Source organism: Microbacterium sp. C448, from assembly GCF_000582705.2.
Classification (GTDB): Bacteria; Actinomycetota; Actinomycetes; order Actinomycetales; family Microbacteriaceae; genus Microbacterium; species Microbacterium lacus_A.
This window is the reverse complement of sequence record NZ_HG779756.1, coordinates 1-11,130: the sequence shown is the minus strand read 5'-3', so window position 1 is coordinate 11,130 and position 11,130 is coordinate 1. Positions and strand designations below refer to the sequence as shown.

Here is an 11,130-nt window from a genome sequence, read left to right as displayed (position 1 = left end):
GGCCCTCGCCGAGGCGGCCCTGGCGTTGGGCACTCGCCGGGGCGACCGCGTCGATCTCGTTCTGCCGTCGGACGGGCAGGTCCGCGTCATCGAGCGGACGGATGCTTCGCGCCCGCGCCGGGGCGCACGCGGCGGACCCCGTCGAGGGGCGGATACCGCGGGGCACGAGGTCATCGTCGAAACGGCGCGCGGCCGGTCTTTCCGTGTGGACGCGGGTGGCTTCTGGCAGGTCCATCGTCTCGCGGCGCAGACGCTCGCCGATGCGGTCGCGAAAGCACTCGTGAGCACGGGCTTCGATCCGGACGCAGCGAACCTCGACCTCTACGGCGGGGTCGGCCTGTTCGCCGCTGTGATGGGCGAGGTCGGCGGGTCCTCGACCCGCGTCACGACGGTCGAGTCGGCTTCCCGTGCGACCCATCATGCGGCGCGAAACCTGCGCGATTGGGGCAATGCCGAGGCGATCACGGCGCGCGTCGATCGGTTCCTCTCGGCGGAGGTGGCCGAGGCATCCGGCGCAGGTGGATCGTTCTCCGACGCGTACCGGGAGGCGACCGTCCTTCTCGATCCGCCCCGCGCGGGCGCCGGGGCCGGTGTCGTGCAAGCCATCGCGGCGCTGGCACCCCGCACCGTCATCTATGTCGCCTGCGATCCGGTGGCGCTCGCGCGAGACACGGCGACGTTCCAGGCCGAGGGGTACGAGTTGCGTGACCTGCGAGCGTTGGATCTGTTCCCCAATTCGCACCATGTCGAGGCCATCGCCGTCTTCGACAGAGACGGGGCCCGCGCCGCCACGGATTCCGCCGCCTCCCGCCGCTAGGCTGTCCCCATGACGCGGGTTGCCCTGATCGACGATCACGAATCCGTACGCCTGGGACTCGAAGCAGCGCTGGCCCGCGCGGGCAAAGATCTGGTCTTCTCGGGCGCCACCGTCGCCCAGTACTTGGCGTGGCGCACCGGTTCACGCTCCGCTCCGGCCGACGTCGTCGTGTTGGACCTGACGCTCGGAGACGGAACCACGGCGACCGGCAACGTGAGCCGCCTGGTCTCGGATGGGTCGAGCGTGATCATCCACTCCGTGGCCGATCGCCCAGCTGCCGTTCGCGAGGCGCTCATGGCGGGCGCTGCCGGCGTCGTCAGCAAGAGTTCCCCGATCGGCGACGTCATCGCAGCAATCCGAACCGTCGCGGCGGGGGAGCACCTCGACAACGTCGAGTGGGCGAGTGCCGTCGACGGTGATCGTGCTTTCGCTGACGCCCAGCTCTCGGCTCGCGAGCGTGAGGTTCTGCGGCTCTACGCAGCGGGGTTGCCGCTCAAGGTGGTCGCCGATCGACTGGGTGTTGCGTACTCCACCGCGAAAGAGAACATCACCCGGGTGCGCGTCAAGTACGTCGAAGTGGGCAGGCCCGCACCGACGAAGGTCGACCTGCTGCGCCGGGCGATGGAGGACGGGATCGTCGAGCCGTCGGAGGATCCATCCGGTGTCGCCTGACATCGACACCGCGGACGCCGCGACAGAGACGACGGTCGCGTGGGATCGCGCGTGGGGCCAGATCCCTCAGGGCAGACTGGCCTCCGCCTGGCAGGGTACGTTCACACGTCGCCGCATCGAGCGGATCGCGGCGATCGCGGCGGCGGTCGGATGCTTCGTCCTCGGCATCCAGGCGTTCTTCATCGCTCTCGGCAACAACGCGGGGCTTCGCCCCGGCTGGACCATTCCGCTCCTGACCATCGTCTTCGGATCGCTCATCATCATGTGCGGTGCGTGCTTCTTCCGGGCAACCGCTCGTGTGGCCACCGGCGCTTTCGCCGTGATCTACGTCGTCATGCTGGCGATCTGGCCGCTCGCGACGGCGGGATCCGTGCCGACGGCTACGCCCGAACCGTGGCCGTGGTACCTGATCAACGTCGCAACGATCGCCGCGGTCATCGCCTTCCGTTTTCCGCTCCAACTCGCGTGGACCATCGCTACGCCGCTGATCTACGGTTTCGTGCGGATCTGGCAAGGCGGCTTCGAGCCCGAGTTTCTGCTTGCCGCGGTCTTCGAGGTGCCGTACTCGCTGATCCTCGGCGGCCTGCTCATGACGCTCGTGACGATCTTCCGGCGGATGGCGTCCGGCGTCGATCGGGAACGCGCCCGCACGGTCGCCGCTTACGCCCAGGCCGCAGAAGCACAGGCCGCACAAGAGGAGCGGGTCGCCGTCTCCGCACTCATGCACGACAGCGTGCTGGCCGCCTTGATCGCCGCCGAGAGAGCGGATGGCCCCCGTGCTCGATCGCTCGCGATGTCGATGGCACGCGAAGCGCTGGAGGGTCTCGCGGACACGGGCACCCCGAGCGGCGGGATCGATCCCCAGCCGACGACGATGAAGGCACTCGCTCGCGGCATTCAGGCCTCCCTCGCAGACTTGGGGCTCCGGCTGCAGGTCCGCGTCGAGGCCGCGGAAGGCGAGCCGAAGGTGCCGCCGGCAGTCGCCGCCGCCATGATCCGGGCCGCGACGCAGGCGGCGGCCAACGCGATCCAGCACGCCGACGGGGTCGGGCTCGAGGCGATCGTGCGTCGTCCCACCGATCCCGAGGCCGAGTCGGACGCAGACGCGACGCGTGTCGATGCGGATCAGGTCGAAGGTGCGGCGCGCAGTGTCGTGGAGAGCGACGAACGTCTGGCGGCCGTCGAAGTTGTGGTGTCGGATAAGGGCCCGGGTTTCGATGTCGATGCGGTCCCTGACGACCGTCTCGGAATCAGCGCCTCGATCCTCGCCCGCATTGCCGCGATCGACGGAGAGGCCGTGATCGATTCCGGCCCCCACGGCACGACCGTGACGCTGCGCTGGAGAGAGGTGCGACGATGACCGTCCGTACCGTGCTCGCCGCGCTCGCGCTGGCCTTCGCGATGTACCAGGCTGCGCGAGGCGTGCTCTGGACGACCGACCCCCCTGAGCGGCCCGGATTCCTCGTTGCAGGCCTGATCCTCTACCTCGCGGCGACGGTCGTGACGATCTTCGCGGTCCCGCGTCCCGTGGCCGGGGCAGACTCTCCCCGCGAGCCGATGCCGCTCTGGGCAGCTGTCGTCGCGCTCGTCACGGTCGCGATCGTTCCCTCGATGACGGGTTTCGCGGTTGCCGACGCTGAGGGCGTCGCACGAACGGCGACCTACGGCACGTGGTACGTCGGGGGCGGCGGCGCCCTGATGGTCGTGCTGATGGTGCGACGCAGAACCTGGATCGCTTGGGCCGGCACCGTCCTGCTCTCGATCGGCTCGATGATCTGGATGGGGCCCGTTCAGGCGCTCAGCCAGGGTCTCGTCGGCTCGATCGTCTGGGTCGGGGTGGCGCACCTCCTGGTCTTCCTGATCGATCGTGCCGAGCGTGACGCCGACCAGCTGGCCGAGCTGCAGGCCGTCACCTCCGCGTGGGAAGCCGCGCAGGAGGGACGCGAGCGCGAACGTCGGGTTCAACTCCAGCGGGCCCTGGCGGTCGGCGGACCGGTTCTCGCACGCGTCATCGCCATGCACGGGCTGCTGAGCGAATCCGAGCGTCGCGAAGCGGGTATGGCCGAGGCGCGGCTCCGCGACGAGCTGCGCGGACCCCGTCTGCTCGATGACGGTGTGCGCGCCGAGATCGATGCGGCGCGACGTCGGGGCGCGCAGGTGAGCGTCTTCGACGAGGGCGGACTCGAGGGTGTGCCCGACCATGATCTGAGCCAGATCCGTGCGGAACTCGCCGAGGCGTTGCGTGATTCGCAATCGAACAGGATCATCATCCGTACGTCCCCCGATGACAACGTCGCGGTCACGGTTGTGGGACGCCTCGTGGTGGAGCAGACCGATGAAGATTCGGTCGACCTGTGGCGTGAGATCCGGCACCCGGGACGCTGACACCACGGACTCCGCAGCAACCTGTCCATGAGAGGAGAGGGGCGGCGAAGTCGCCCGCCCCTCTCCGTTGCGGAACGATTACCCGAAAATCGTCCGCGGGAGCCGTTGTCCCGAGAATCGGGGGTCACGGCCATACGCATGAGCGTGTCACGCACGACAAGTATGCGGCGGTGCCGAAATCCGTGTCTGTAGGTACTTTGGGGGACAGTTTTCCCGGTTTTCCAGGGTTTTCGATGAGCGGGGTGCGATCCGCTCGCTCAGCTCGAGCGGCCCCAGGGCAGTCCGCGCTCGAGGGGTCGACGGAGCCCTCGAGCGCTCCGGGCCCAAGCCGACGATCCCGCGTCGTCCTCCGCGACGACCGCGTCCGCCTCTCGGACGTACGCCTCGGTGACGACGGCGAGCAAAGCGGCGAGCTCCTGCTCGTCGGGGGAGCCGCGGAGGACCTCGACCGAGACGTCTTCGGGTGAGCTCACAGCGGGATGTTCCCGTGCTTCTTGGGAGGTAGCGTGGCGCGCTTCGTCCGGAGCGACCGCAGCGCCTTGGCGACCATCACTCGGGTCGAGGCGGGTTCGATAATGCTGTCGAGCTCGCCTCGTTCGGCCGCGAGGAACGGTGAGGCGACGTTGTAGGTGTACTCGTTCGCGAGTCGCGTGCGGACGGCTGCGACATCCTCGCCCGCCTCTTCAGCGCGCTTGATCTCACCGCGATACAGGATGTTGACCGCGCCCTGCCCGCCCATCACGGCGATCTCGGCGCTCGGCCAGGCGAAGTTCATGTCGGCCCCGAGCTGCTTCGAGCCCATCACGATGTACGCGCCGCCGTAGGCCTTTCGGAGGATCACGGTGACGAGCGGAACGGTGGCCTCGGCGTAGGCGTAGAGCAGCTTCGCGCCGCGACGGATGACTCCGGTCCACTCCTGGTCTGTACCGGGCAGGTATCCGGGCACGTCCACCAAAGTCAGGATCGGGATCGAGAACGCGTCGCAGAACCGGACGAAACGGCTGGCCTTCTCGCCGGCGTCGATGTTGAGCGTGCCCGCCATCTGCGACGGCTGGTTCGCGATGATGCCCACGGAGCGACCCTCGACCCGACCGAACCCGATGACGATGTTCGGAGCGAAGAGCGGCTGTACCTCGAGGAAGTCGCCGGCGCCCGAACCCGAGGGTGCATCCACGAGCTTCGAGATGACCTGGTGGATGTCGTACGGCTGGTTCGGGGAGTCCGGGATGACCGTGTTCAGGGTGCGATCGGCATCCGTCGTCTCCCATTCGAATCCGGACTCGTAGATCGGGACGTCCGTCATGTTGTTGTCCGGCAGAAACCCGAGGAGGGTCCGCGCATAGTCGATCGCGTCGTCCTCGTCTTCGGCGAGGTAGTGGGCCACGCCGCTGCGGGTGTTGTGGGTGTACGCGCCGCCGAGCTCGTCCATCCCGACGTCCTCGCCCGTGACGGTCTTGATCACGTCGGGGCCGGTGACGAACATCTGGCTGGTCTTGTCGACCATGATGACGAAATCTGTCAGTGCGGGGGAGTAGACGGCGCCGCCCGCGGCGGGACCCATGATGAGCGAGATCTGCGGGATGACGCCCGATGCCGCCGTGTTCAGGCGGAAGATCTCGCCGTACTTGCCGAGGGCGACGACGCCCTCCTGGATGCGTGCACCACCCGAGTCCAGGATGCCGATGATCGGCATCCCTCCGCGCAGGGCGAGCTGCATCACCTTGATGATCTTGTCGCCGGCGACCTCGCCGAGCGATCCGCCGAACGTGGGGAAGTCCTGGGCGTACACCGCGACGGTGCGACCGTGGATCGTGCCCGTCCCGGTCACGACCGAGTCCCCATAGGGGCGGGACTTATCCATCCCGAAGGCGGTCGTGCGGTGGCGCACATACTCATCGATCTCGACGAAGCTGCCCGTGTCGACGAGCAGTTCAATGCGCTCGCGGGCAGTCAGCTTGCCCTTCGCGTGCTGCTTCTCGCGCGCGACGAGTTCGGCGGAAACCACCGCTTCGTCGTATCGGGCGCGCAGATCCGCGATCTTGCCGGCGGTGGACAGGTCGGGCTCATGACTCACGCGATTCACTCTATCCGGGCCCCCCGCGCTCGCACGGTTGACGGTCTCGCACAATGACGCAGAGCATCCGTTGTGCAACCCCTTTCGCCCTCTTCTCACGCCCGCCTCTCGGAAACGTCGTTCGCGGCCCTGCGCGGCGCCGCGGGAGGACTTCGGCGCGAGATGAGGAATGTCGGACCCGCATCCTCCTCTCGCGGGGCTGAAGTCCTCATGCGAGGTGCAGGTTCTGTGCGACTGCCGCGAGGATCTGTCGCTCGACCAGGGGCCAGCGGTCCATGACCTCGATGTAGTCGAAGCGCAGCACGGTGTATCCCGCGAGGCGCAGGCGCCTGTCATGCGCGATGTCGGCCCGGCGCTGTGCGGCTTGGTGGTACGCGAATCCGTCGAGTTGAATGACGAGTCGCTGCCCGATGAGAAGGTCGACGTCGTGGCCCAGCAGAGGGACCTGTTGCACGGCGTGGACGCCGAGCCTCGCGAGCCGATGGACGACGAGCGTCTCGAGCCCGGAGTCCGAGGCGCCGCCGGCTTCGGATGCGAGTGCTCGAGCGGCGTGCGTCGTCCAGTCGACCGCCTGCAGGTGCGCGACGGTTACGAGGCGCTTGTTGATCGCCGACTCCCAGATCGCCAGCGCTTCAAGATGCGGCTGGCAGGTCGCCACGCGGGCGAGGACGTTCTCGATGGCATCCAGCGGCGATCGTGGGAGAGCCCGGACGGGCCCGAGATTGCGGTGTGCCACGAAGCGAGACATGTCCCGCCCGCCGTGCGGGTGAACGGCGAGATGCAGGCGGTCGGGCGGATGAGGAATCCAGAGTCCCAGCATCCGTGCCGCGGAGACGCACGTCACTCGTCCGCTCGCGCTCATGGCCGCTCGGAGGTCGTCGTCGATGCCCGGAAGATGCAGCCACTGTCGCGCCGTGACCATGATGAGCGCCGAGCGCAGCGCCTGTTCGAGGCGATAGCGGGTCCATCCCGCCTCGATCGCATCGGAGCGGTGCGCCCACCCGCCGCGCTTCCTGAGCCACAACTGAAGATCCATGCCCACATAGTTGCAATCGCTCTGCGATGTGAGCGTCTGTCGGGTGCGAAACGGGGGACACTGTGCGCTCCCCGGAGCGGGGGAGGGAGCGTGGACAACGGCGCGGGGAAGCTCGCGACAGCGTGGGAGGAGGAGTTCGGGGTGCGGGAAGGGGTTTGGGGTAGGGATGCTCCTCTTGCCGCGCCGAAGTCCTCTTGCGGTGCTGCGCCGCGTGGCACGCCTAACCTGGCGGCATGGGTTTGCACATCCTCGACTTTCCCGCCGCCGCGACCGTCGCCACGCGCGTCGAGGTCGTCTCCCGCACCGGATCTACGAACGCCGACTTGGTCAGGGATCACACGCTTGATCCCGGCGCCTGGCCGAACCTGTCGGTGCTGGTCACCGATGACCAGACGGATGGCCGCGGTCGTCGCGGGCGGACCTGGGAAGCGCCCGCGGGCAGCGCATTGGCGATCTCGGTCGTTCTCGACGTCTCAGGCCTCCGGCCGGTGGATCGCGGCTGGATACCGCTCATCGCGGGGGCGGCCCTGACTCGCGCCGTCGCGGGCCAGCTCTCTGCGCCGCTCGGCGACACGCACACGGTGCGGATGAAGTGGCCCAACGACGTGCTGGTCGATGGTCGCAAGGTCTGTGGCATCCTCGCCGAAGTCGCGCCCGGTGCGCAGGCTTCGATCGTGGTGGGCGCGGGCGTCAACACGGCCATGACCGCCGAACAGTTGCCGACTCCCACAGCGACATCACTCGCGGTGCTCGGCATGACCGTCACCCCATCGGTGCTCGACACGCTCCTTGCCGACTACCTCGCCGCGCTCGGCGAGCTCGTAGGCGCTCTCCTCATGGAAGATGGCGACGCGTCGCGCTCAGGCGTGCACGACGAGGTCGAGGCGCTCTGCGGGACGATCGGCAGCTCGGTGCGCGTCCATCTGCCGGACGGAACCGAACTCGTCGGCGAGGCGGTACGGATCGGGCCGCACGGCGAACTCGTCGTCCGCAACGGGGTGGACGAGACATCCGTCGTCGCCGGCGACGTCGTGCACGTCCGGTGAACCGCGACGTCGTTCACGTTCGCTGATCGTGCAGCCGCGTGGGATGCGTCATCCCGCGCCCACGACCGGCAGAATGAGCGCATGACCCAGCCGACGACGTACGGCAATCGCCTGCCGGCGCCGCCGCCCGGCACCGCCGCGCCCGAGCGGCTGGTCGCGCGGACGCGGGGAAGTGCCCGGCGCCTGGGCTGGTCGGCACTGGTCGTCGTGGCCGTCGCAGGCGCCGCGGGGTGGTTCTACGACAACCTTCCCGCGCCGTTCGAGAATTGGATGCTTCTCGCCGCCGCCGGAGCGGTCGTGCTTCTTCTCGTCGTGCTGCCCTGGATCGTCTGGGCTAGTCGTACTTACACGATCACGACGCGCCGCGTCATCGCCCGCCGCGGGGTGCTGTCTCGGCATGCGCGGGAGCTGTTGCACTCACGGGGCTACACGATCAGCCTCCGCCGCGGTCCCATCCAGCGGATGTGGCGGGCCGGAACGATCATCTTGAGCAACGGGGTCGACGAGCCGTTGCGCTTGGTCAACGTTCCCGACGTCGTCCTTTTGCAAGAGGTGCTCGCCGATCAGATCGAGGTCAGCCAGATCCTGGCGCACCGCGACGCGCAGGGCATGGCGAGTGATGAATCCATGGCCGCCCCGCCTCGTCCGCCGCTCCCTGCCTGAGCCGGCAGCATCGATGGACCGCCGAACAGGGCGGCCCGCGATTCGTGCGCTCCGGTGAAAGGATGGAGGCGCACGTCCAACCACCTGCGAGGGGAAGACCATGACATACCGCGTCGGAGTCGTCGGCGGGGGCCAGCTGGCCCGCATGATGATCGCGCCGGCCGTCGAGCTGGGCATCGACATCCGGGTGCTCGCTGAGGCGGAAGGCATGTCGGCGGCGCTCGCCGCGACCCAGGTCGGCGACTACCGCGACGCGGATACGGTTCTCGCGTTCGCCCGCGACGTTGACGTCGTCACGTTCGACCACGAACACGTTCCGCAGCCTGTCCTGCACGCGCTGCTCGAGGCTGGTGTCGCGGTGCATCCGGGACCTGCGGCGTTGGAATTCGCCCAGGACAAGATCCGCATGCGTACGCGTCTCGCCGAGCTCGGGGTGCCGCAGCCCGACTGGGCCGCAGTGTCGGACGCCGATGCCCTGCAGCAGTTCATCGACGAACACGGCGGTCGCGCCGTCGTGAAGACCCCGCGCGGTGGTTATGACGGCAAGGGCGTTCGCGTCGTCGAACACGGTACGGAGGCCGCGGATTGGTTTGCCGCGCTCGCCGAAGACGCACGGGGTGGCGATCTGCTGGTGGAAGAACTGGTGGACTTTCGACGCGAGCTCGCGCAGCAGATCGCTCGGAGCCCCCGCGGCGAGGTCGCCACGTATCCCGTCGTCGAAACGGTCCAGCGCAACGGGGTCTGTGCCGAGGTCGTTGCCCCCGCGCCAGGCGCCGGTGCGCGCCTGGCGGATGTCGCGGCCGATATGGCGAGGGACATCGCCAACGGGCTGGGCGTGACGGGCATGCTCGCGGTGGAGCTGTTCGAGACGACGGACGATCGCCTGCTCGTCAACGAACTCGCCATGCGCCCGCACAACAGCGGTCACTGGACTCAGGATGGCGCGCTCACGAGCCAGTTCGAACAGCACCTGCGTGCCGTCCTCGACCTGCCGCTCGGCCTGACGACCCCACACGCTCCCTGGACGGTCATGGTCAACATCCTCGGCGGTCCCGCTGAGGGGGGACTCGCGGAACGCGTCCCCGCGGCGATGTCGGCGCATCCGGGCGCGAAGATTCACCTCTACGGCAAGGAGCCTCGACCGGGGCGCAAGGTCGGACACATCAACGCCGCGGGCGAGGAGCTGGACGAGGTCGCCTACGAAGCCCGCGCCGCCGCGGCCCACTTCGACTGAGCGCCCCGCGCCCCCGCACCCCGCCATACATTTCGATGTCCCACCTTTTCACCCCAAACGCCGTTTTGAGGTGAAAAGGTGGGACATCCCAGGCCGGTGCGCGGCGGAACGGCATTCTTGCAGGAGTGGGGCCTAGCCTGGTCGGGTGACCCGGCCGCTGCATTCCTCCGACGCGCCCATCGTCGGCGTCGTCATGGGCTCCGACTCCGACTGGCGCGTCATGAGCGACGCCTCCCAGATCCTGACGGACCTGCTTGTCCCACACGAGGTCGAGGTCGTCTCCGCCCACCGAACGCCCGACAAGCTGATGTCGTACGGTCGCGAAGCGCGGGCCCGAGGCATCCGTGTCATCATCGCCGGCGCGGGCGGCGCCGCTCATCTGCCGGGCATGCTCGCCTCTGTCACCACTCTTCCGGTCATCGGCGTGCCCGTGCCGCTCGCGACCCTCGATGGGCTCGACTCCCTGCTCAGCATCGTGCAGATGCCCGGCGGGATCCCCGTCGCGACCGTGTCGATCGGCGGTGCGAAGAACGCGGGACTGCTCGCCGCACGTATTCTGGGCGCTTCTGACCCCGCCCTCGCGAGTTCGCTCGACGACTACGCCCGCCGCCTCGAGGCCGAGGTCGAGGAGAAGAACCGGCGGCTGAAGGACGCGCTGTGAGCATCGCAGCTCCCACCCGGCTGCCGCGCGTAGCGCCGTCCCTGCCGCCGATCGTCAACCAGCTGCCGCTTCGGTACCCCGACTCGGGGTCAGCCGACTACATGCGCAGGCGCGCGTGGTGGCTCGTCATCTTCAACGTGCTGGTCCCCGGGTCCGCCCAGGTGCTGGCCGGCAGCAAGCGGCTCGGCCGGTTTGCGCTCGGAGCCACGCTGTTCCTGTGGACCGTGCTCATCCTGACCGCGGTCGCGGCGATGTTGTGGCCCTTCCTGGTGTACTGGATCGCAACGAACGGGATCGCGTTGCTGCTGATCCAGGGCTTGCTTGTCGGCTATGCGGCCCTCTGGGTCGTGTTGGCGATCGACACCTTCCGCCTGGTGCGGCTGGTCAAGCTCCGCCCCATCGCACGGGTGGGCGTCTCGGCCGTCCTCGCGGGACTGCTCGTCCTGACGTCGGGCGGTGCGCTGTACGCCGCGGATCTCGTCGGCACGACGCGCGGCACGCTGGGCTCGATCTTCGGCCTCGGCGGTCCCGCCCCTGCGCCC

General features: G+C 68.6%; 11 protein-coding genes and 1 pseudogene. 9 read left to right on the top strand and 3 right to left on the bottom strand.

Going from position 1 to position 11,130, the window contains the following annotated elements:
• The 4 genes from MIC448_RS12785 to MIC448_RS12770 all read left to right on the top strand — a co-directional run.
• On the top strand, positions 1-817 hold an 817-nt coding region (locus MIC448_RS12785; protein ID WP_036300361.1), incomplete at its 5' end, for a 23S rRNA methyltransferase.
• A 9-nt stretch (positions 818-826) separates the two neighbouring features.
• The gene (locus tag MIC448_RS12780; protein WP_036300359.1) at positions 827-1,489 is read left to right on the top strand and encodes a response regulator transcription factor; all 663 of its coding nucleotides are present in this window, start codon (positions 827-829) and stop codon (positions 1,487-1,489) included.
• Positions 1,479-2,849, top strand: coding sequence for a hypothetical protein (locus MIC448_RS12775; protein ID WP_051513821.1), 1,371 nt, complete (start codon positions 1,479-1,481; stop codon positions 2,847-2,849). The genes MIC448_RS12780 and MIC448_RS12775 overlap by 11 nt, the downstream gene beginning before the upstream one ends.
• Positions 2,846-3,874: a hypothetical protein gene (locus tag MIC448_RS12770; protein WP_036300357.1), complete on the top strand. Its 1,029-nt coding sequence runs from the start codon at positions 2,846-2,848 to the stop codon at positions 3,872-3,874. Before MIC448_RS12775 ends, MIC448_RS12770 begins: the two co-directional genes overlap by 4 nt.
• A gap of 257 nt (positions 3,875-4,131) precedes the next feature.
• On the opposite strand, the gene MIC448_RS12765 is transcribed toward MIC448_RS12770, so the two are convergent.
• From MIC448_RS12765 to MIC448_RS12755, 3 genes are all read right to left on the bottom strand, one after another.
• Positions 4,132-4,347: an acyl-CoA carboxylase subunit epsilon gene (locus MIC448_RS12765; RefSeq protein WP_036300355.1), complete on the bottom strand. Its 216-nt coding sequence runs from the start codon at positions 4,345-4,347 to the stop codon at positions 4,132-4,134.
• On the bottom strand, positions 4,344-5,948 hold the full coding sequence (locus MIC448_RS12760; RefSeq protein WP_036300354.1) for an acyl-CoA carboxylase subunit beta: 1,605 nt from the start codon (positions 5,946-5,948) through the stop codon (positions 4,344-4,346). The genes MIC448_RS12765 and MIC448_RS12760 overlap by 4 nt, the downstream gene beginning before the upstream one ends.
• A gap of 208 nt (positions 5,949-6,156) precedes the next feature.
• Positions 6,157-6,984, bottom strand: coding sequence for an endonuclease domain-containing protein (locus tag MIC448_RS12755; RefSeq protein ID WP_036300352.1), 828 nt, complete (start codon positions 6,982-6,984; stop codon positions 6,157-6,159).
• A 233-nt stretch (positions 6,985-7,217) separates the two neighbouring features.
• On the opposite strand from MIC448_RS12755, the gene MIC448_RS12750 reads away from it, so the two are divergent.
• The 5 genes and pseudogenes from MIC448_RS12750 to MIC448_RS12730 form a co-directional block, all read left to right on the top strand.
• Positions 7,218-8,030, top strand: coding sequence for a biotin--[acetyl-CoA-carboxylase] ligase (locus MIC448_RS12750; RefSeq protein WP_036300350.1), 813 nt, complete (start codon positions 7,218-7,220; stop codon positions 8,028-8,030).
• 81 nt (positions 8,031-8,111) lie between these two features.
• A complete protein-coding gene (locus MIC448_RS12745) occupies positions 8,112-8,693 on the top strand; it encodes a PH domain-containing protein (protein ID WP_051513818.1) in 582 nt (193 codons plus the stop codon).
• Positions 8,694-8,793: 100 nt separating this feature from the next.
• Positions 8,794-9,927, top strand: coding sequence for a 5-(carboxyamino)imidazole ribonucleotide synthase (locus tag MIC448_RS12740; RefSeq protein WP_036300348.1), 1,134 nt, complete (start codon positions 8,794-8,796; stop codon positions 9,925-9,927).
• Between the two features lie 193 nt (positions 9,928-10,120).
• Entirely contained in the window at positions 10,121-10,588 is a 468-nt protein-coding gene (gene purE / locus MIC448_RS12735) for a 5-(carboxyamino)imidazole ribonucleotide mutase (protein ID WP_036300365.1), read from the top strand.
• Positions 10,585-11,130 (top strand): annotated as a pseudogene (locus MIC448_RS12730) (transcriptional regulator); the annotation flags it as partial. The gene purE and the pseudogene MIC448_RS12730, both read left to right, overlap by 4 nt.